The sequence below is a fragment of the Pseudomonas allii genome, assembly GCF_055380095.1.
Window position 1 is genome coordinate 4,876,196 of sequence record NZ_AP039450.1, and the last position, 20,913, is coordinate 4,897,108.

Annotated in this window: 16 protein-coding genes and 1 pseudogene; 7 read left to right on the forward strand and 10 right to left on the reverse strand. The window is 58.9% G+C overall.

The window, feature by feature from the left end; all coding sequences use genetic code 11:
- Window positions 1–73 precede the first annotated feature (73 nt).
- The gene (gene aqpZ / locus ACZ445_RS22230) at window positions 74–775 is read left to right on the forward strand and encodes an aquaporin Z (protein WP_058425364.1); all 702 of its coding nucleotides are present in this window, start codon (window positions 74–76) and stop codon (window positions 773–775) included.
- A gap of 56 nt (window positions 776–831) precedes the next feature.
- On the opposite strand, the gene ACZ445_RS22235 is transcribed toward aqpZ, so the two are convergent.
- From ACZ445_RS22235 to ACZ445_RS22245, 3 genes are all read right to left on the reverse strand, one after another.
- Window positions 832–1,080, reverse strand: a complete 249-nt coding sequence (locus tag ACZ445_RS22235; RefSeq protein ID WP_058425365.1) for a BrnA antitoxin family protein — start codon at window positions 1,078–1,080, stop codon at window positions 832–834.
- Entirely contained in the window at window positions 1,058–1,336 is a 279-nt protein-coding gene (locus ACZ445_RS22240) for a BrnT family toxin (RefSeq protein WP_464707569.1), read from the reverse strand. The genes ACZ445_RS22235 and ACZ445_RS22240 overlap by 23 nt, the downstream gene beginning before the upstream one ends.
- Before the next feature lie 77 nt (window positions 1,337–1,413).
- Window positions 1,414–2,538 carry a GNAT family N-acetyltransferase gene (locus ACZ445_RS22245; protein ID WP_179030091.1) on the reverse strand — a complete coding sequence of 375 codons (1,125 nt, stop codon included), beginning with the start codon at window positions 2,536–2,538 and terminating at the stop codon, window positions 1,414–1,416.
- A gap of 283 nt (window positions 2,539–2,821) precedes the next feature.
- Between ACZ445_RS22245 and ACZ445_RS22250 the strand changes: the two genes are divergently transcribed.
- The gene (locus tag ACZ445_RS22250) at window positions 2,822–4,144 is read left to right on the forward strand and encodes a putative porin (protein ID WP_028617432.1); all 1,323 of its coding nucleotides are present in this window, start codon (window positions 2,822–2,824) and stop codon (window positions 4,142–4,144) included.
- 147 nt (window positions 4,145–4,291) lie between these two features.
- On the opposite strand, the gene ACZ445_RS22255 is transcribed toward ACZ445_RS22250, so the two are convergent.
- The 4 genes from ACZ445_RS22255 to hrpA form a co-directional block, all read right to left on the reverse strand.
- Window positions 4,292–4,537 (reverse strand): anti-sigma factor family protein, encoded by a 246-nt coding sequence (locus tag ACZ445_RS22255; RefSeq protein WP_464707571.1) that lies wholly within the window; start codon window positions 4,535–4,537, stop codon window positions 4,292–4,294.
- On the reverse strand, window positions 4,531–5,145 hold the full coding sequence (locus ACZ445_RS22260; protein ID WP_058425369.1) for an RNA polymerase sigma factor: 615 nt from the start codon (window positions 5,143–5,145) through the stop codon (window positions 4,531–4,533). The genes ACZ445_RS22255 and ACZ445_RS22260 overlap by 7 nt, the downstream gene beginning before the upstream one ends.
- A 17-nt stretch (window positions 5,146–5,162) precedes the next feature.
- Window positions 5,163–6,284 (reverse strand): beta-ketoacyl-ACP synthase III, encoded by a 1,122-nt coding sequence (locus tag ACZ445_RS22265; protein WP_464707573.1) that lies wholly within the window; start codon window positions 6,282–6,284, stop codon window positions 5,163–5,165.
- A 308-nt stretch (window positions 6,285–6,592) separates the two neighbouring features.
- Window positions 6,593–10,504, reverse strand: coding sequence for an ATP-dependent RNA helicase HrpA (gene hrpA / locus ACZ445_RS22270; protein ID WP_464707575.1), 3,912 nt, complete (start codon window positions 10,502–10,504; stop codon window positions 6,593–6,595).
- 585 nt (window positions 10,505–11,089) lie between these two features.
- Between hrpA and ACZ445_RS22275 the strand changes: the two genes are divergently transcribed.
- Complete coding sequence (locus tag ACZ445_RS22275; protein WP_058425372.1) at window positions 11,090–11,677, forward strand: hypothetical protein; 588 nt, start codon at window positions 11,090–11,092, stop codon at window positions 11,675–11,677.
- Window positions 11,678–11,702: 25 nt separating this feature from the next.
- On the opposite strand, the pseudogene ACZ445_RS22280 reads toward ACZ445_RS22275, so the two are convergent.
- Window positions 11,703–11,852 (reverse strand): annotated as a pseudogene (locus ACZ445_RS22280) (isocitrate dehydrogenase kinase/phosphatase-domain containing protein); the annotation flags it as partial.
- A gap of 238 nt (window positions 11,853–12,090) precedes the next feature.
- Here ACZ445_RS22280 and ACZ445_RS22285 point away from each other — a divergent pair.
- On the forward strand, window positions 12,091–13,968 hold the full coding sequence (locus tag ACZ445_RS22285) for an NAD(P)/FAD-dependent oxidoreductase (RefSeq protein WP_464707577.1): 1,878 nt from the start codon (window positions 12,091–12,093) through the stop codon (window positions 13,966–13,968).
- Between the two features lie 53 nt (window positions 13,969–14,021).
- Here ACZ445_RS22285 and aceK read toward each other — a convergent pair whose 3' ends face one another.
- Window positions 14,022–15,728: a bifunctional isocitrate dehydrogenase kinase/phosphatase gene (aceK, locus tag ACZ445_RS22290; protein WP_464707578.1), complete on the reverse strand. Its 1,707-nt coding sequence runs from the start codon at window positions 15,726–15,728 to the stop codon at window positions 14,022–14,024.
- A 406-nt stretch (window positions 15,729–16,134) separates the two neighbouring features.
- Here aceK and ACZ445_RS22295 point away from each other — a divergent pair, with 406 nt between their 5' ends.
- From ACZ445_RS22295 to ACZ445_RS22305, 3 genes are all read left to right on the forward strand, one after another.
- Window positions 16,135–17,745, forward strand: a complete 1,611-nt coding sequence (locus tag ACZ445_RS22295; RefSeq protein ID WP_464708635.1) for a methyl-accepting chemotaxis protein — start codon at window positions 16,135–16,137, stop codon at window positions 17,743–17,745.
- A 52-nt stretch (window positions 17,746–17,797) separates the two neighbouring features.
- Window positions 17,798–18,682, forward strand: a complete 885-nt coding sequence (locus ACZ445_RS22300) for a DMT family transporter (RefSeq protein WP_058425376.1) — start codon at window positions 17,798–17,800, stop codon at window positions 18,680–18,682.
- 170 nt (window positions 18,683–18,852) lie between these two features.
- Window positions 18,853–19,599 carry a class I SAM-dependent methyltransferase gene (locus tag ACZ445_RS22305; RefSeq protein ID WP_464707579.1) on the forward strand — a complete coding sequence of 249 codons (747 nt, stop codon included), beginning with the start codon at window positions 18,853–18,855 and terminating at the stop codon, window positions 19,597–19,599.
- A 136-nt stretch (window positions 19,600–19,735) separates the two neighbouring features.
- On the opposite strand, the gene ACZ445_RS22310 is transcribed toward ACZ445_RS22305, so the two are convergent.
- The gene (locus ACZ445_RS22310) at window positions 19,736–20,908 is read right to left on the reverse strand and encodes an alginate O-acetyltransferase AlgX-related protein (RefSeq protein WP_464707581.1); all 1,173 of its coding nucleotides are present in this window, start codon (window positions 20,906–20,908) and stop codon (window positions 19,736–19,738) included.
- Window positions 20,909–20,913 lie beyond the last annotated feature (5 nt).

Sequence of the window (20,913 nt, forward strand, 5' to 3'; positions counted from 1 at the left end):
GCGCTGAAGTAAATCTGCAGGGAGCATCACTGATTTACGGATCCGGTAGAGCGATCTATCAAGGACGGGTTGCATGTCTTTGTTCAAGCGTTCAGTCACAGAGGGGTTAGGTACGTTTTGGCTGGTGTTGGGCGGGTGCGGGAGTGCGGTGTTGGCCGCAGCGTTTCCCGCAGTCGGGATCGGGTTGTTGGGCGTGTCCCTGGCCTTCGGGCTCACGGTGCTGACCATGGCGTTCGCCATCGGGCATATCAGCGGTTGTCACCTCAACCCGGCGGTAACGGTGGGGCTGGTGGTGGGCGGAAGGTTTCCGGCCCGGGAGTTACCGGCGTACATCGTCGCGCAGGTAGTCGGCGGTACGATCGCCGCTGCGTTGCTGTACTTCATTGCCAGCGGCAAGCCGGGGTTCGAACTGGCGTCGGGACTGGCCTCCAACGGCTATGGCGAACACTCGCCTGGCGGTTATTCGATGGCGGCGGGGTTTGTCTGTGAGTGGGTGATGACGGCGATGTTCGTGCTGATCATCCTCGGCGCCACCGACCGCCGTGCCCCGCCGGGCCTTGCACCGATAGCCATCGGTTTGGCGTTGACCCTCATCCACCTGATCTCCATTCCCGTCACCAACACCTCGGTCAACCCGGCGCGCAGCACCGGCCCGGCACTGATCGTCGGTGGGTGGGCGATCCAGCAATTGTGGATGTTCTGGCTCGCGCCGATCCTGGGTGCGGTGATCGGTGGGTTCACTTATCGATGGCTAGGCAAGGAGGCGGCGGGCTGAGGCGAACTGGGTTCAGCCCGGCCCAAGAGGCAGGGCTGAACTTATCGGATAGCCAATCACCCTTGATGGGCCTGCATGTACTGGCGCAATAGCTGGTTAATACGCGTCTGGTAACCAGATCCCTGACCCTTGAACCACTCCAGTACGTCAGCATCCAGCCTGATAGTGACCGCCTGCTTCACTGGAACACGTAACTCGGCACGCCGGAAAAAATCGGCATCCAGCTCAGGAATATCGCGGGTATCGATCTCTTTATCATTCATTTTGGCCAGGCGCTCCCAATCAGTTTTCGATGTTTGCGTCATAGTATTTGGCCTCCTTATTGGTTGCTTTTCGGGCAGAGATGATGCGAATTACGTCACCACGCCGCTCGGTGTATACGACCACACCCATTAACAATTTGATCCAGCCGATACTGATCCAACGCTCCTCGCCATAATCCGCTCGATCATCGCGTAAGGCCAGCATTGGATGCCTGAAGAGATCTGGGACGTCATTGAAGTCAATGCCGTGTTTAACAATATTGGCTTTATTCTTGGATTCATCCCACTCAAATAGCATGGCACGCCCTGTATGTACTTTTGTACATACAGAATAGCGATTTCATCCTTATCTGGAAGCGCCACAAGACCAGCGGTTCAGCACAGCCGATACGGCAAGGCTGCCCTCGCCTCTTCGGCATACGCCACAATCCCCACCCGCTCGCGTTCGAGGAAATCCTCCACGGCATTCTTCAATCCCGGATGGCGCAGGTAGTGCCACGACCGCGTGATCACCGGCTCGAACCCACGGATCAACTTGTGCTCGCCCTGCGCCCCCGCATCGAAGCGTTGCAAGCCGTGGGCGATGGCGTAGTCCATGCCCTGGTAGAAGCACGTTTCGAAGTGTAGACGGTCAAACTCTGCCAGGCAGCCCCAGTAGCGGCCGTAGAAGCTGTCGCCGCCGAGCAGGCTGAAGGCCATGGCCACCGGGCGCGAGCCTTGCTTGGCCAGTACCACGCGGATCGCTTCAGGCATGCGCTCGGCCAGCAGGCTGAAAAACGCGCGAGTCAGGTAGGGCGATTGGCGGCGCACGGCATAGGTGTTGGCGTAGCAGGCGTAGACAAAATCCCACTGCGCCTCGCTCAGTTCATGGCCTTGCAACCACTCGAAATCGATCCCCTGCCCCGCCACTTGTTCGCGCTCCTTGCGCATCTGTTTGCGCTTGCGCGAGCTCAAGGCGTCGAGGAAGTCCTGGAAGTCGCGGTAGCCACGGTTCTGCCAGTGATACTGACAGCCCAGGCGCTGCAACCAGCCCGGTTGCAGCGCCAGGGCAGCATCGGCCAGGTCATCGGTGAAGTTGATATGGGCGCTGGAAAGCCCCTCGATCTCCAGGTAACCCGGCAGGCTCTTGAGCAGCTCAAAACCGTCTTCGGCGCTGGCGGCCAATAGACGTGGACCGCTGACCGGGCTGAACGGCACCGCCGTCAGCAACTTGGGGTAATAGTCGATGCCGGCGCGCTCACAGGCATCGGCCCAACCGTGATCGAACACGTACTCCCCATAGGAATGCCATTTGCGGTAACTGGGCAGTGCGGCCACCAGCCGGTCACCCTCCCAGTGCAGCAAATGCTCCGGCTGCCAGCCCGATTGCGGGCCCAGGCTGGCGCTGTCTTCCAAGGCGCTCAGGAACGCGTGCCGCACGAACGGCTGCCCCTGCGGCACCAGCGCATCCCAGGCTTGCGGGGCGATTTCGGACAGGCTGTCCAGGCGTTGCAGCGGCATCGGCATCCTCACTGGTTCGGGGCGTGAAAGCCTGGCGAGTATCGCCGATTGCCGGCCCTGACACACCCCCGTTTCGCGAGACAAGGCTCTAAACCAATAGTTCCGAACGTGAAAAATTTGTCATCTAGATGACATCACTTCGCCACTGCTCCGTCATAAACGATCGTGATACTGACGCCTGTTTTTAGAGCGCCTGGTTCTACCCGGCGGCTATTTTTCCGTCCGTCATCGGTCGGTTGTGTCCTGGATGGTTTGCCATCCCTCCTCACTTTCGGAGATTGATATGCGTCTTGCTTCCACTAAAACTGCGGCGGTCCTGTGCGGCGGCCTGTTACTGGCCCTGAGCGTTCCGGCCAGCGCTGCAGTCGACGCTAAATTGCTCGACATGCTCAAGGCCAACGGCCAGATCACCGCGGCGCAGTACACTGAACTGCAAAGCGAGCTGGCCAAAGACCAGAAAGAACAGCAGATCGCACGGCAAGCTCAACAAGAGACCAACGAACAGATCGCGGCCACCGCGAAGAAAACCAATGAGCTGAGCAGCTTCGACCAGAAGCTGGCCTGGGCCGCCAAGACTCAGTTCAAGGGTGACGTACGTTTCCGCCAGGAAACCGTGAAAATCCAGGGCGAATCCAACAACGGCGGCCGCGACAAGGACCGTCAGCGCATCCGTGCCCGCCTGGGCGCCTACACCGAGATCAACTCGCAAGTCGACACCGGTATCCGCATTGCCACCGGCAGCAGCGACGATGCGCGCTCGACCAACCAGGACCAGGACAACTACTTCGACAAGAAGTCGATCTGGCTGGACCTCGGCTACATCGACTACCACCCGGACCAGATCAAGAACCTGCACGTGATCGGCGGTAAGATGCTGCAACCGTGGGTGAACATGGGCGACGTTATCTGGGATAGCGACATCAACCCTGAAGGCCTGGCCCTGACCTACAAGTACCCTCTGGGCAGCAGCGCCGAGCTGTTCGGTAGCCTCGGTAACTACAACCTCAAGGACAACGTCGACGGCGACGGCGTGCAGTTCCGTCACGACCTGCGCCTGACTTCTGGCCAGTTGGGCACACGCTTCTCGGTCACCGACAACCTGAAAATGACCCTGGGCGGCAGCGTCTACGCCTACCAGAACGATAAGGACAGCCGCTGCACAACCACCACCACGCCTTGCGCACTGGCGGTCAACGGCAACTCGGCCGACAACCAGTTCCGCCTGTATGAAGGCTTTGCCCAAGCCGACATCGGTGGCCTGGCCGTACCGCTGGCGTTCTACGGCCAATACGTGAAAAACAACGACGCCGTGACCGACCAGGACACCGCTTGGCTGATCGGCGCCAAGTCCAAAGTGTTCGGCTTCAACCTGGACTACAACTACCGCGACATCCAGCGTAATGCCGTGGTGGGTGCCTTCACCGACTCGGACTTCGCCAACGGCACCACCGGTTCGCGCGGTCACAAGATGAAGGTCAGCTACGACATCGACAAGAACTTCGCCCTCGGTGCCACGTACTTCCTGACCAAGGCCGACTACGCCAGCCGCACCCAGCGTGACGCCAACACCAACACCCTGCAGCTGGATGCAGAAGCGAAGTTCTAAAAAACAGTGGCAAGTTTCAAGCTACAAGCTTCAAGGAAGAGCATGTCACTTGCAGCTTCAGGCTAACCGCTTGAAGCTGCTTCTTTACCAGTCTTGCGTGGGTGGATCGGTCCCCATCATCCGTTCGCTCCACCCACGCAAGCCTGTTTATTCCCCGCCTTTGTGATCCTTGAGCCGCTCGTGAGCCAGACGCTGCGCCAAGGCCTCCACACCCTCTACCGGCTCATCCGGCATTATCTTCAGCGTCGCCTGCATCAGGCGCATCTGGCGGATAAACCGGCGGCAGTTCGGGCAGAACATCAAGTGATGACGCACCAGCAGACGCTCGCGAAAGGTCAACTGCCCATCGAGATAGTCACTGGAACGTGCCACTTGTTCTTTACAGGTCAACATTCGCCCGTTTCCTCAAAATGCTCCACCGTGGCGAAGACTTTAAGCCGTGCCCGATGCAACAGCACCCGGACATTGGAGAGCGACAACGTCAGAAGATTACAGATCTCTTCCAACTCCAGGCCCTGGCGCTCACGCAGTACCAGCACGCTGCCCTGCAACTCCGACAGGCTCAGGATCGTATGCTCCAGGCATTTGCGCAGTTCATCCTCGGTGAGCAAGGCTTCCGGGGTGTCCTGGTGCCAGGCATACGGGGCGACGGCCCAATGACCATCATCGGGGGTAAAGCGATCGTCACCGATGGTACCGTGGGGCGAGGGCAGATCATCGAGCAGCACTTCACGACGATTCTGCTTGTAGCGCCCTTTGGCAGCGTTGGCGGTAATGGTCAGCAGCCAGGTCTTGAGGCTGGAACGCCCCTCGAATTTGGCCAGGTTGCGCACCACCGACAACCAGGCGTCCTGCACGACTTCGTCGGCGTGGCGCTGGCCGACGATGGCATAGGCCACCGCCCGCATGGCGCTCTGGTAGGTGGTGACCAATTCCTTGTAGGCCCGCTGCTCACCCTTGAGCAGGCGTTCAAGCAGGTGCGCGTCGTCCGCTGCTGCCATTCAAGACCTCGATTGTCTTAGCGTTTGCGCAGGATCACGCTGCCGATCGAATAGCCCGCGCCGAACGAACTGAGCACCGCCACGGAGCCCTTGGGCAGGTCATCCTGATTCTTGTGGAACGCAATCACCGAACCCGCCGAGCTGGTGTTGGCGTAGGTATCGAGGATCACCGGTGCTTCTTCGACCGTGGCTTCGCGGCCCAGCAGCTTCTTCACGATCAGGTGGTTCATGCTCAGGTTGGCCTGGTGCAGCCAGAAGCGCTTCACATCGGCCACGTTCAACTGGTTTTCCGCCAGATGCACGCCAATCAGCTCGGCCACCATCGGGCATACGTCGCGGAACACCTTGCGGCCTTCCTGTACGAACAGTTTGTCCGGCGCGCCGATGCCTTCTTCCGCGGTGCGGTTGAGGAAGCCGAAGTTGTTGCGGATGTTATTGGAGAACTTGGTCAGCAGCTTGGTGCTCACCACGTCGAACTGATGTTCGGAGGTTGCCAGGTCGGCGCGCTCCAGGACCACGGCGGTGGCCGCATCCCCAAAGATGAAGTGGCTGTCGCGGTCGCGGAAGTTCAGGTGGCCGGTGCAGACTTCCGGGTTGACCATCAGGATCGCCCGCGCCTGGCCTAGCTGGATGCTGTTGGCGGCGTTCTGGATGCCGAAGGTGGCCGAGGAACAGGCCACGTTCATGTCAAAACCAAACCCTTCGATGCCCAAGGCTTCCTGGACTTCAATAGCGATGGCCGGGTAGGCACGCTGCAGATTGGAGCAGGCGACGATCACGCCGTCGATGTCGGCGGCGGTCTTGCCCGCGCGCTGCAGTGCCTGTTCGGCGGCGCCGACGGCCATCTGGCAGAGGACCGACCATTCGTCGTTGCTGCGCTCGGGCAGGCGTGGGGCCATGCGCTGCGGATCGAGAATGCCGTCCTTGTCCATCACGAAGCGGCTCTTGATGCCGGAGGCCTTTTCGATGAAGGCGGCGCTGGATTCGGTCAGCGGCTGCACGTCACCGCGCTCGATGGCGGCGGCGTTGTCGCTGTTGAACTGATGCACGTAGGCATTGAAAGACTGCACCAGCTCTTCGTTGGAGATGCTGTTGGCCGGGGTATACAGGCCAGTGCCGCTGATGACGACGTTATGCACGGTCGTTCCTCTAAATCTGTCAGGCAGAAGATATTGGTACCGTCGTACCAAACTGTAAGTAGTCCGATTCCGCTCCGCGGGCACCAAACTGGCATCGCTTTATTCCATCGCGCCGCAGCCTTTCACGACGATCCCGGCATTTATAACCGCGAAGTTTGCCACAACCCTCGGAATTTGGCGCTATCTGTGGGAGGGGGCTTGCCCCCGATAGCGGTGGGCCAGTCAACACATCCTTTACTGACAGACCGCAATCGGGGGCAAGCCCCCTCCCACACTGGACCTGTATTGCCTTGGAAACCGTGTAAACATCAGGCTTCTACCTGGCTCCACTGCTTGCTCAGGCGCTTGTCGGAAATCGGCACTTTGGTACCCAGTTGCTGGGCAAACAACGACACCCGGTATTCCTCCAGCCACCAGCGATACAGCTCCAGCTGGGGATCGCGCTTGCCTTCCTGGGCGTGTTTTTTCAGGCGATTTTCGTACTGCGTCCACAGGCCGCCCAGCTCGCCGCTCCACACCCGATCCTTCTGCACCTGGCTGGGCAGTTTTTCCAGGCGCAACTCGATGGCCTTGAGGTAACGCGGCAGCTCCTTGAACCACTGCGCCGGGGTTTCCCGCACAAAACCTGGGTACACCAGGTGGCTCAGTTGCTGCTTGATGTCGTTCAAGGCCACGGCCTGGGCCAGGTCGATCTTGCCTTTGAAGCGTTTTTGCAGGCCGTGCCAGAGCTTCAGTACCTCCAGGGTCAGGCGCGCCAGGCGCTCGGCGTGTTCGGTCCAACTGCCGCGTTTGCGCTCGGCCAGGGCAGCCAAACCAGCGCCATCACGCGGCAGGCTGGCTTCGCCTTCGAGCACGCAGGTGTCGAGGCTGGCCAGCAGGATGTCCTCCACCAGCGCATCGATCCGGCCCAATTCGCGGTACATCAGGCCCAGTTCGGTCAGGCCTGGCAGTTTGCTGCGCAGGAATTTCGCCGGTTCCGCCAGTTGCTGCAGCAGCAGGCGTTGCAAGGCACGGCGATGCTGGAACTCGGCCTCGGCTGCCGTGGAGAAACGCCCTTCCTTGACCGTGCCGTTGTCCTCCACCAGCGCCGGATACACCGTCATCGACAGCCCTGCGATCTTCTGCTGTGTCTTCTCGGCCACCGCCGCGAACACCTTGGCCTCCACCGGCTGCTGGCTTTTTGCGGTTTGCGGTACGGCCAACGCAGCCTGGCTGGCCTCGGCGAAGCGCGCCGTCAGTTCGGCCAGGTCGCGGCCTTCGCCGAGGAACTTGCCTTGGCCATCGACCACTTCCAGGTTCATCTTCAGGTGGCTTTCCACCTGCTGCGCAGCCTCAGCCCAGGCTTCATCGCTGACTCGCGCCCCGGTCATGCGCAACAACTCGCGGCCCAGGGCCTGGGGTAACGAGCCCTGGCCGAATTCGATGCGCTGCAGGGCCGCCTTGACGAAGTCCGGCACCGGTACAAAGTTCTTGCGCAGCGCCTTGGGCAGGTTGCGCACCAGGGCGATGCACTTGGCTTCGATCACTCCCGGCACCAGCCACTCCAGGCGCTCCGCCGGCAACGCAGGTAACAGCGGCGCCGGTACGCGCAGGGTCACACCGTCACGCGGGTGGTTGGGTTCGAAGTGGTAACTCAAAGCCAGGGCCAGGTCGCCCAGGTGCAGGGTGTCTGGGTAATGCGCGGCGGTGACTTCACTGGCCTCGCGGGCCAGCACATCATCTTCACGCATGATCAGCAGTTGCGGGTCTTTCTGGCTGTTGACCTTGTACCAACTGTCGAACGTGGCGGTCTGGTGGATCTCCGCCGGCAGGCGCGCATCGTAGAAGGCGAACAGGGTTTCCTCGTCTGCCAGGATGTCGCGCCGGCGCGCCTTGGCCTCCAACTCGTCGAGCTGCTCCAGCAGTTGCTGGTTGGCCGCCAGGCACTTGGCCCGCGACTGGATTTCGCCGCGTACCAGGCCTTCACGGATAAACAGCTCGCGGGACACCACAGGGTCAATCGGCCCGTAATGCACCGGCCGGCGCCCGACCACAATCAGCCCGAACAGGGTGATCTGCTCAAAGGCCACGACCTGGCCGCGCTTCTTCTCCCAGTGCGGCTCGAAGTGGTTTTTCTTGATCAGGTGCCCGGCCAGCGGTTCGATCCAGTCGGCGTCGATCTTGGCGACCATGCGCGCATACAGCTTGGTGGTTTCCACCAGTTCGGCGGTCATCAGCCATTGCGGGCGCTTCTTGCCGATACCCGACGAGGGGTGAATCCAGAAACGCCGCTGGCGCGCGCCCAGGTAATCGCCGTCCTCGGTTTTTTGGCCGATCTGGCTGAGCAAACCGGACAGCACCGCCTTGTGCAGTTTCGGGAAGTCCGCCGGCTCTTTATTGACGCTCAACTGCATGTCGCGGCAGATCAGACTCAACTGGCGATGGGAATCACGCCATTCGCGCAGGCGCAGGTAGTTGAGGAAGTTCTTGCGGCACCAGTTGCGCAGCGGGCTCGCTGTCAGTTCCTGGCGCTGCTCTTCGAAGCCACGCCATAGATTGACCAAACCGGCGAAGTCCGAGTCCGGGTCCTTCCACTGTGCGTGGGCCTGGTCGGCGGCCTGCTGACGCTCCGGTGGGCGCTCACGCGGGTCCTGGATCGACATGGCACTGGCGACGATCAGCACTTCCTGCAAGCTGCCGAGCTTGGCGGCTTCGAGCAACATGCGGCCCATGCGCGGGTCCACTGGCAGGCGCGCCAGCTGGCGGCCCAGCGGGGTGAGCTGGCTGTTGCGGTCGACCGCCGACAGCTCTTGCAGCAGGTTGAAACCGTCGCTGATGGCCTTGCCGTCCGGCGGTTCGATAAACGGGAAGTCGGTGATTTCGCCGAGACGCAAATGCAGCATCTGCAGGATCACGGCGGCGAGGTTGGTGCGCAGAATTTCCGGGTCGGTAAATTCCGGGCGGCCGATAAAATCTTCTTCGCTGTACAAACGAATGCAGATGCCCGGCTCGACCCGGCCGCAACGGCCTTTACGCTGGTTGGCGCTGGCCTGGGAAATCGCCTCGATCGGCAGGCGTTGCACCTTGGCGCGGTAGCTGTAGCGGCTGATGCGCGCGGTGCCGCTGTCGATCACATAACGAATGCCCGGCACGGTCAGCGAGGTTTCCGCGACGTTGGTTGCCAGCACCACACGTCGGCCCGGATGGGACTGGAAGATGCGCTGCTGCTCGGCTGGCGACAGGCGCGCGTATAGCGGCAGGATCTCGGTGTGCTTGAGCTGGGCCTTGCGCAGCATGTCGGCAGCGTCACGAATCTCGCGCTCGCCCGGCAGGAACACCAGCACGTCGCCCGGGCTGCGCCGCTCGCTGCGCTCATAGGCGGCGATTTCATCGAGGGTAGCGAGGATCGCCTGGTCGACGGTGAGGTCGTCCTCGACGCGGTTGCCCTCCTCGTCCTGCTCCAGGGTCAGTGGGCGATACCAGGTGTCCACCGGGAAGGTGCGGCCGGAGACCTCGACAATCGGCGCATCGTCGAAATGCTTGGAGAAACGCTCCAGGTCGATGGTCGCCGAGGTGATGATGACTTTCAGGTCCGGGCGACGTGGCAACAGGGTTTTCAGGTAGCCCAGCAGGAAGTCGATGTTGAGGCTGCGCTCGTGGGCTTCGTCGACGATGATGGTGTCGTAGCGTTCCAGGTAGCGGTCATTCTGGGTTTCCGCCAGCAGGATGCCGTCGGTCATCAGCTTGATCAGGGTGTTGGAATCGCTCTGGTCTTCGAACCGTACCTGATAGCCGACCAGCGCGCCGAGCGGTGTGGCCAACTCTTCGGCGACCCGGCTGGCCACGCTGCGTGCGGCGATCCGGCGGGGCTGGGTGTGGCCGATCAGGCCGAACTGGCCGCGACCGATTTCCAGGCAGATCTTCGGCAACTGGGTGGTCTTGCCCGAGCCTGTTTCGCCGGCAATGATCAGCACCTGATGCTTGTTCAGCGCCTCTTTGATTTCATTGCGCTTGGCCGCGATCGGCAGGCTATCGTCATAACGAATCACCGGCAGGCTGGCGCGCCGCGCCGTGACCTGGGCGCAGGACGCCTGCATGCGCGCGACCCACTGCGCCAACTTGTCCTCGTCGGGCTTTTTGCGCAACTCAAGCAACTGCCGACGCAAACGGTGGCGGTCGGCGAGCATGGCGTGATCAAGGGTTTTGAGCAGTTGGTCGATGGTGGGCGCTTGGTCGGTCATCAGGGCGGCAAAGGTCTTCTAAGTGAGGCAGGGCACGCCTGCATAGCTACGGACGGAAAAACGAGGGGCGATTGTCGCAGATTTCGGCATTTCTGGAGACGCTCAGTCAGTGACTGGCCGCGTAGCGCCTGCGAATGAACATATTTCTTACACCAGCAAGTCGCTCATCCGACCATTTCACAGTAAAAATCCGATGGTTCAAGTGAAGTAAGCAGGATCAAATCAACCCGCCAGACACCTCTGGCAGATCACTGTATCGCTTATGAAACCGGAGCTTTTATGCCTATCGAATCGACAAACAGCCGACCTCATCTACCCAGCTACGCAGAATCCATGCGAGCCCAACCGCGCTCGACAGCGTCAGAACCACCACCCAAATATGAGTTCGCGCCCGCGTACACCGAGAAACCATCGCACAACGCATCCCCCCGGACCTACTCGACACCGCCCACTAATTTGACGGCAAATCGAATCTCGAGCTTTCAGACGACCAGTCGGGCAGTACGAGGAATGGGATTCATGAGCGGCCTGTGAGGCAACCGCAAAAACCGGATTGATGTCACCTTTAACATCTGAGGATTTCATATGCCCATTGACTCCAGCCGTTACTACAACGCCCCCACCCAAAACCTTCATAGTTACGCCAACAAATACCAGGACATTGCACCTACATCCTACTCGGAAAACAGTTTCTGGACCTCAGCCCCCTCTGGGTCTTCCTACACCTCCAAGAACTATCCGAAGCTACCCAATACTAAGGCAAGAGACCTGAACGCTGAGCTGCATCTGGCGGGAGCGGCTACAAACCCCCGAAACGCCACGGCAACAGTGACAAGCGTAAAAAAGCCAGAGGATCTGAACATCGCGAAGACACCAAATACGGTTACCAAGTTTATCGTGACGGGGGACGGACAGATGGCGATCGCCAACATCAGTAAAAACATAGCGCCAAAAATGATATCCCACCCCGCCACCGCCGAATTGGGCGTCGGTGCCGGGCAGTCGAATAACATCGTCAGTGCCGGCTACTTAAAGCAAACCATGACAGGGAGAACTCACTTATCCAATACCTCGGGCCACTACCGACCCACAAAGGAGAATATGAGGCCCGCACAGGATTACTTGGAAAATATCGGCGTGAAGTCGACCAAAAGCCAATTCGGTATTTTCTGAAGATTGATCAATCCGTAAATCAAGTTCATGAGCAGTGATCGCGCTCCTTGCGCCGGTACGGAAACACATCAATCACCTGACCGGCGCGAATTGCCTCCTGCAGCCCGTTCCAGTAATCGGCGTTGTGAAACTCGCCATGCAGCTCATCGAACAACTTGTGCTGAACAGCATCGGCTGGACTTCAAGGTATTGATTCATTCCACGGGCAAACCGCACGTCAAACTGGGCGCCATCAATCCGCTAAAAAAAAGCAATAAACAGCGGGCGTTAGTTGCCGAATTGAATACCGATTTATTCAATATCTACACTGATTTGAGAAACAATCTGCCCCTTCACCGCATGACCGCTTCACACCAATAACAAGGACGAGTTCTTAATGCCTGCGGATGAGGCCTTTTGAAAGGATTATCCTGATGCTACTCGGTAAATCGCTGCATGAACCACAGCCCCAAAGAGCGAGCGCTGTACAGCCGGCCGCAACCCAGGTCGACACCCAAGCCGTTGGCGATGCCGACAAACCGTTGAGCCCTCACCGAGTGCGTGACCTGACATTTGTCGGCACCGGCAGCAGCGTGGCTTATCTGGTCAACGAATTGAACCACCGGTTTTCGACGAATAGTCACGCATCCCCTCTGCACGGAAAAGTCAGCATCATCGGCCAGGAAGATCCTTGGCTGCCCAGTGTGCGAGGCAAGGGCTACATCAATCATCAACGTGAAATCATCGACCAATGGGGCCCTACGGTACCCAGCTATAACCCTGGCTACGCGGACCGGAGCGAGTTTGCAGCGCGGAATCGACAACAGTTGGACCGGGCACAGGCATTGGGGGCGGAATATCTACCGGCGCAGGTCACAGGCATCAACCAACTGAAAGACGGTCGCTATCAGATTCGCCTGGAAAACGGCCAGGCTATAGAAAGCCGGCAGGTAGTGTTGGGCATGGGGGCCGGGCCGCACACCAGCGTATGGAACAACGACAGCGCACAGACTTTGGCGGAGAAACGCCTAGGCAATATCCGCCTGCACCAGCAAGAGGTCTTGCGGGGCAATGTCATGGACCTGGATGAGTTTATGCGGGCCACCGACAGCCGACCTGAACAGTTCGCGGGCAAGAAGGTGGTGGTGCACGGCCCCAACGCAGGTATCGATGCGGTCGAACGCGCGGGAGAACTGGGCGCACAAGTCAATTGGCTGATCCGCAGTACCAAGCCGGTGCTGCTGGACGGCCACCAGCTGAAGTTTGCACCCCAGGTGGCCAACCACCACTTGGTGTCGGTGGACGCGCTCGACATCCATCCGAACCCCACCCCTGGTGGCGCGCCGTTGCAACTGAGGTACAGTGTGCCCACGGGCGAGAGCCAGGCGCCTCGTCAAACCCTCGACGCCGACTACTACGTCTATGCCCTCGGACAGGACATTCACAAGCCGGGAAGCGCCGGTGCCGTCTTGGGCGACTTGTGTGGCAAGCTCGAACCCGTTTACGACTACGATCAGGTCTATAGCGACCAGCCCTTCAAGACCGTTCTCGGCCTGCAAACCCGTGGCAGCAACAGCGATAGCGGCCTGCTCATTGTCGGCGCCGCCGTCGCGCAGTTGGCAGCCACTGTCCAGCACAGCTACCTGGACCATGCAGCCGACCGAATTTTCCAACAACTGGAAAAGCTTCCAGGCGCCGCTGGCGAAGCACTCTCACGCCTTATCGTGGAGGACGCAAGCACCCAAGACATCCAGACACACATACAGACATGGGCGGCCGACACCCAAAGCCCCCCGCGTATGCAGACATTACTCAACTCGATCGCGGACTACCTGGCAGCCCGCGAGTACTTCCAGCAACAAGCTCAGAAAAAAGGCCCGCGTGGGGTGGCGCAAGAAGTGGAAAACCAGACCTTGAACCAGTTGCCTTCAGTGATCGTCTCTCCACAGTTGGGTACGGTCAAAGCCTCCGTTGCCGCACTCTCAGGATTGATGCCGGCCTACGTGGCACAAGGCGAAAACAACTTCACCGCCGATGATCGCACGATGCTGCGCGCAGGCATCGCCCACCGGTACCCCAACATCGACAATGCCACGGCCAGCCGTTTCATTGATGAGGTCTTGCACCTGCGGCATCTGGATGACCAGGCGTTCAGGGCCAAGGCAACGGCCGAAGGGGGCAGCGCAGCGCCGGTGCTGACACCTGTCGTCGGCGTACCTGACGCCGTCAGGAAAAACTATAGCGCCTACTTGCAAGCCAAGAACGACGGTGCCGACGACACACCGCTCATTCGCCAGTGGTTGCCAGGCTAACTCGTCACATCGGGGCAGCGGCTTGCCTGTTGCCCCGTTCGAGTTATGGTGCTTTACGTCGATTTGCGCCGATACGGAAACACATCAATCACCTTGCCTGCGCGAATCGCCTCCTGCAGGCCTTTCCAGTAATCGGCGTTGTACAGCTCACCATGCAGCTCATCGAACAGCTTGCGCTGCCCAGCGTCGGCAAACAGAAACGGCGGGAACTCCTCGGGGAAGACGTCCAGCGGGCCGATGGAATACCAGGGCTCGGAGGCCATTTCATCCTCGGGGGTACGTGGCGCCGGGATGTGGCGGAAGTTGGCCTCGGTAAGGAAGCAGATTTCGTCGTAGTCGTAGAACACCACGCGGCCGTGGCGGGTGACACCGAAATTCTTCAGCAGCATATCGCCGGGAAAAATGTTCGCCGCCGCCAGTTGCTTGATCGCCAGGCCGTAATCTTCCAGGGCTTCGCGCACCTGGGCGGGGTTGGCGTTGTCGAGGTAGAGGTTGAGCGGGGTCATGCGCCGTTCGGTCCAGCAGTGGCGGATCAGCACGGTATCGCCTTCGACTTCGACGGTGCCCGCAGCCACTTCCAATAGCTCGGCCAGGCACTCAGGTTTGAATTTGCTCAGGGGGAAACGGAAGTCGGCGAACTCTTGGGTATCGGCCATGCGCCCGACCCGGTCGACGCTTTTGACCAGGCGGTACTTCTCGATCACCGTGGCGCGGTTGACGTTTTTCGACGGTGAAAAACGGTCCTTGATGATCTTGAACACGGTGTTGAAGCCCGGCAGCGTGAACACGCTCATGACCATGCCGCGAACGCCGGGGGCCATGATGAATTGATCGTCGGTGGTCGCCAGGTGGTTGATCAGGGCGCGATAGAACTCCGACTTGCCGTGCTTGTAGAAACCGATGGAGGTGTACAACTCGGCAATGTGCTTGCCCGGCAGGATGCGCTTGAGAAAGCCGATGAATTCCGCTGGCACCGGTACATCGACCATGAAGTAGGAGCGGGTGAACGAGAAGATGATCGACACGTCGGCTTCATCAGTGATCAGCGCATCGATCTGGATACCTTGCCCTTCGCGGTGCAGCAACGGGATCACCAGCGGCCACTGTTCGTCGCGGGTGTAGATGCGCCCGACGAGGTAAGCGCCTTTGTTACGGTAGAGCACCGAGGAAAACAGCTCGACCTTGAGGTCCGGGTCCTTGCACACCCAGTCCGGCAGGTTTTCCCGCAGTTGGGTTTCGAGGCGTTGAAGGTCGGCTGCGAGGTCGGCGTAGGGTTCGCTGAAGCAGTAGTCGGCAAAGATCTGCGCGAGCATTTCCAGGATGTGCCCGGCGGGCGTGTAGGTGCGCGTCTGCGCGGCCCGGGCCCGACGCAGGCTGGGCCGGGTGGTGTGGATGAACATGCAGCCGTCGCTGATCAGGTCGTGGCTGAACAGCCCGCAGAAGATCGAGTTGTACCAGGTCTCGGAGAGTTCATCGTCAAAGCGCAAATCGATCAGGCCGATGTAGGCACTTTTGACCAAGGGCCACGCATCGATGTCGAGCAGTGCGGCGTCATCGAAGTGCTCACGCAACCGCTGGGTCACCTCAGTGACCTTTTCCTCATAGAGATTGATCCGCGCCGCCGACGCCGCCTGGCCCTGCTGCCACTGGGCCTTTTCAAATCGCTCGCGGGCGCCATCGGTGATCTGGCGGAAGTGTTCGCGGTAATCGTCGAAGCCATCGAGGATCATTTGGGCAATGGCGAGGGCGAGTTGCGACATGTGGGAAACCTCGAACGGGCATCGGGAAGCCCTGAGCTTAGCCAGTGTACGAACGCAGGAGAAGGGTCATTTTTCGTGCAGTCTTGTACAACTCCGTTCATTTCGTACATTTATTTTCAATTTTTTAAATCAGACCAAACGGTCAATAAACGTACTTATAAATACCGCGATGTTTTCCCCACACGCCCGCAGCCGCGTGGCCTGGCAGCTAACAGTCGCAAATACCGGTACTCATTCCGGAACTCTCACCTCCACAAAACTTTGGATCCAACTAAGGGAAACCCTGATTACCACCTTGATGGCACTTTGATATATAGCGCGCCCTCTCCCACTCTAACAAGGTCCGAAGACCGATCCGGGAACAGGTTCTAATCGCCCAAGGAGCATTGAGATGTCATTGAGGAACATGAGGATCGGTCTGCGTGCCAGTCTGAGTTTTGGGGTTTTGGCCAGCTTGCTGGTGATTGTGGGCCTGTTCGGCCTGGGCCAGATGGCCAAGTTGCGACAAAGCGCACTGGTCATCGAGCAATCGTGGATGCCGAGCATCGAGAACATCCACGACAGCGCGGCCTTTGTCGCCAGCATCCGCCTGGAGGCCTTGCGCTTGGCGACCACCGACGAATCGCGGATCCGCGACAACAGCAAAGCCCTGATCAGCCGCCAGCGCAGCGAGCTGCAAACCCTGCTCGACCATCACAAAACCCTGCTCAGCAGCGACGAAGAGCGCCAGATGCTCAAACAGCTCGAAGGTAACGTGAACACTTACCTGGCCCTCGTCGAACAGATCGTCACCCTGGTGGACAAGGATCAGCAGCAAGACGCCATTGACCTGCTCAACAGCCGCCTCGCTCCGCAGGGCGTGATCCTCAACAAGAGCCTGGAGGACCTGATCGTGTTCAACCAGAACGGCGTGGAAACGGCGGTGGATTCAGCCGCGCAGACCTATTCCAGCGCCCAGTGGATCGTCGGCCTGATCATCGTATTCGCCTTGATCGCCACCTTGTTGCTCGCCTGGCTGCTGACCCGCAGCATCACCGCACCGCTCGGCCAGGCGCTGAGCGTGGCCCGCACCATTGCCGGCGGCGACCTGAGCCAGCCGATTGCCTTCAGCGGCAGGGACGAACCGGCCCAATTGCTCAACGCCCTGGCGACCATGCAGGCGCAGTTGCAGGGCACCATTCGGGGCATCAGCGAATCGGCGCAACAGCTGGCCTCCGCCGCCGAAGAGATGAGTTCGGTCATGGAACAAAGCACCCGTGGCCTGCAGGCGCAGAACGATGAGATCGAGCAGGCCGCCACGGCCGTCACCGAAATGAGCGCGGCCGTGGACGAAGTGGCGGGCAATGCGGTGTCCAGCGCCGAGGCGTCCCAAGCCTCCGACGAGGACAGCAAGCACGGCCACTACCAGATCAGTGAAACCATCAGTTCGATACAGAACCTGGTCGACGAAGTGCTAGGCGCCTCGAACAAGGCCGAAGGCCTGGCGGTGCAGGCCCAGGACATCAGCAAGGTGCTGGAAGTGATCCGCGGCATCGCCGGGCAGACCAACCTGCTGGCGCTCAACGCCGCCATCGAAGCGGCCCGCGCAGGCGAGGCCGGACGAGGGTTTGCAGTGGTGGCCGATGAAGTGCGCTCCCTGGCGCAACGCACCCAGGACTCCACCGAAGAAATCGAGCAGATGATCACCGGCATCCAGCGCGGCACCCAGGACACCGTCGACGCGCTGAACAGCAGCGCCGAGCACGCCGGCCAAACCCTGCAACGGGCCAACAGCGCCGGTAGCGCCCTGGAAAAAATCACCGCGGCCATCTCGCAGATCAGCCAGCGCAACCTGGTAATCGCCAGCGCCGCCGAGCAGCAGGCGCTGGTGGCACGTGACGTGGACCGCAGCCTGGTGAACATCCGCGACCTGTCCACCCAGACCGCCGCCGGTGCCACCCAGACCTCGGCCGCCAGCCAGGAACTGTCGCGCCTGGCGGTGGACCTGAATGGACTGGTGACGCGGTTTGTCCTGTAATCCTTAGAGGTGTCATGTAACACTCGCCGGCTTATTGAGGTAGGAGTGCTCCGTGAGACCTGTCGACACCTTGTACTTGCTCGGGCTCGCCGCCATCTGGGGCGCGAGCTTCCTGTTCATGCGCATTATCGCGCCGGAGATCGGCACGCTGCCGACGGCGTTTTTCCGCGTGTCGATCGCCGCCGCCGGGTTGCTGGTGATCCTGGCGGTGATGCGGGTGAGTTGGGATTTCCAGGGCAAGTTCAAGACTGTATTGCTGCTCGGTGTGATCAACTCCGGCATTCCCGCGACCATGTATTCAGTCGCCGCCCAGGTGCTTCCGGCGGGTTACTCGGCGATCTTCAACGCCACCACGCCGTTGATGGGCGTGTTGATTGGCGGGTTGTTCTTCAGCGAACGCCTGACCCCGTCGAAAGTCGCCGGGGTGTGCCTGGGCCTGCTGGGCGTGGGGGTACTGACCCGCGCAGGGCCGGTGGCGTTTGACCTGGAATTGTTGATGGGTGCGCTGGCCTGCTTGCTGGCGACCACCTGTTATGGCTTCGCCGGGTTCCTGGCAAGGCGCTGGCTGGATCAGCGCGGTGGCTTGGACAGCCGCCTCTCGGCGTTGGGCAGCATGCTTGGTGCGACGTTATTTCTGTTGCCGTTCTTTGCATACAGCGCGATCAGTCAGCCGCCCGCGAGTTGGGGTGGGTGGCAGGTGTGGGGGTCGTTGCTGGGGTTGGGGCTGGTGTGTACGGCGTTTGCCTACATTCTTTACTTCCGGTTGCTGACGTCGATTGGGCCGGTGAAGTCGATGACGGTGACGTTCATGATTCCGCCGTTTGGGGTGTTGTGGGGGGCGTTGTTGCTCGATGAGCCGCTGTCCATGGCGCATCTGTATGGCGGGGTGTTGATTGCGGGGGCGTTGTGGTTGGTGTTGCGGCCGAAAAGACCGTGAACAAACCAGTTGGGTGTCTTGGCTCACAGTGAGAGAAGCGGCACATCCGCACACCTGCTTGGAACGAATAAACCCGACCCGGGCCCCCCCACCCATAGGAACGTCGTGTATTATCGGGTGCTTATTCAATTCAACGTCGACTCTCACCGAGTTGCGTGTATGGGAGCCATATGGGCTTTTTTGATAATTTCCCAAGGTTTTATAAAACCAGTCACACCAGCCCATTTCCAGACCGCCTGAATTCGCGGCACAGCGCGATAATGGAAATAAATAGAGAGTTTATAAAGGGCAAGCGTATCCTTGATATAGCAAGCCATGATGGACGTTGGTCATTTGCCGCGCTGCAGGCAGGTGCAGCTCATGTAACGGGTATTGAGCCCAGACAAGAGCTGATAAATAACGCCATGGAGACATTTAACGAGTACGGCATCGAACCCTCGCGCTTTGATTTTTTATGCGGTGATGTCTTCGACCACCTCAGCAATAAAGAATTTGACGTTGTTTTTTGCCTTGGTTTTTATTACCACACCATTCGACATGCCGAGCTATTTGACTTGATCGAACGTACTGGGGCAAAACTGGTAGTGATCGACACCGAAGTCACTCCGATTGTCGATGAATTTCCGGAAGTTGAAACCAGTGATCCTCGTGTAGTGTTCGGCAACCCCTACGGCGTTCAGCTGTTGCTTGACCCGGTAGATGATCAACAAATGGCTTATTCCGACTCACTGACTCGACATGGCCAAACCCTAGTTGGGCGCCCATCAAGAAGCGCTGTACGCTTCATAGCCAAACACTTTGGGTACACCACAAATACCTTCGACTGGAATGAATACATTTCAGAAAAACCTGAAGTCAAAAGTGCGTTGGTAGACTACAGCGAAGGCTGGAGAGATACGTTTTACTGCTCAAAATAATCCTCATCTGAACCCCGCCAACTTAAAGGTGGGGTGCCTCTTCGGCCAACAATATCCTGATGGATTTGGCGAGGGCATTGGTTACTGTCTTACGCACAACGCTAAAGATTCAGACACGCCTTTATAAACAGGCCTTTCATCGAGACTCCAAGGCGGGCATCGTTCCCATTGTGTGCCGCATTCCCGTTTCGATAATGACAACTGCAACAACGTCCGGCTTGAACTGTTCAATAAGATCAGTTCGAAAAAATCCGTCTTGAACGTGTGCTGTAACAATCGTATCAAAGTGTTCCTTGAGAAATGGCAGCAGCTCAGTTGAAAAAGAATCCCTCAACAGCAGCAATGTCTTTCCTGTTTTGGCGCTCGTATGAAGAACCTGTGGTCCAACCCAACTATGGTTGTCACTCAAAAACGTTGTCTTTTCGAGGGGGTGGGTCAACATAGTGGCAAACGAAACTCGATCATGCGGAACAAAATCTGCAATGCCAAGCATCAATGACAAATCTCTGGGTATCCCTACCATTGGAAGTATTACCGGTGTAAAAGCGGCTAACGGCAACGGACGTATATCGGGAAAATCTTTAGATATTCTAGTCATTAGCTGGTCGTAAGCAATGTAAGCACCCAACCCCGTCCAGTGTGTGTCGTACTGATCATATAGCTTTTGATTATGTCGCTCCTGGAAGATCGCTTCACGCGGGTCTACGATCTGATTGATCCCAGCTTCTTTGGAAGCCTTGATGATCTCATCGACCTCTGTATTGACTCTCTGCTTAGGCATCCAATGAGGTCGATTTTCAGGGTAGATATCTTCTTTGACAGGCGCCACCATGAAGTAGAACTTAGCTCCCCTTTTGTCCAGGTATTCCACGCGCTGACGAAAGCCACTGACCCAGGCGTCAATATTTGGTTTATCCAAGATTAACGCACCAGACATAAGCGCCAAATGATTGCCATCATCATAGAATAGCCAACCATTCTGGCCCACGATAATTCTCTTCGAGCCCGAATACCCGAGTGTGTACCGAACCAAATTCAACGTGGCGATCATGTGCGTACGAAGTGGAAACTGGTCGATCGCAAAGGCATCCAACCTGGCTGGCAATACTGCCCAGTCAGACACGCTTTTCGGCACTGGAGGAGCACTTGCGAGCACCCTGTTTTCAGCCAACCCAGGCTCTTGAATATTGAACAGAGGAAACAGATGAACGACGACAACTACCACCACCACTCCGATAATCAAGGACCACCAGTGATAGATGCGCTTAGTTACAGTAGACCGCTCGCTACTTTCAGAAACATGGCTCATTTACG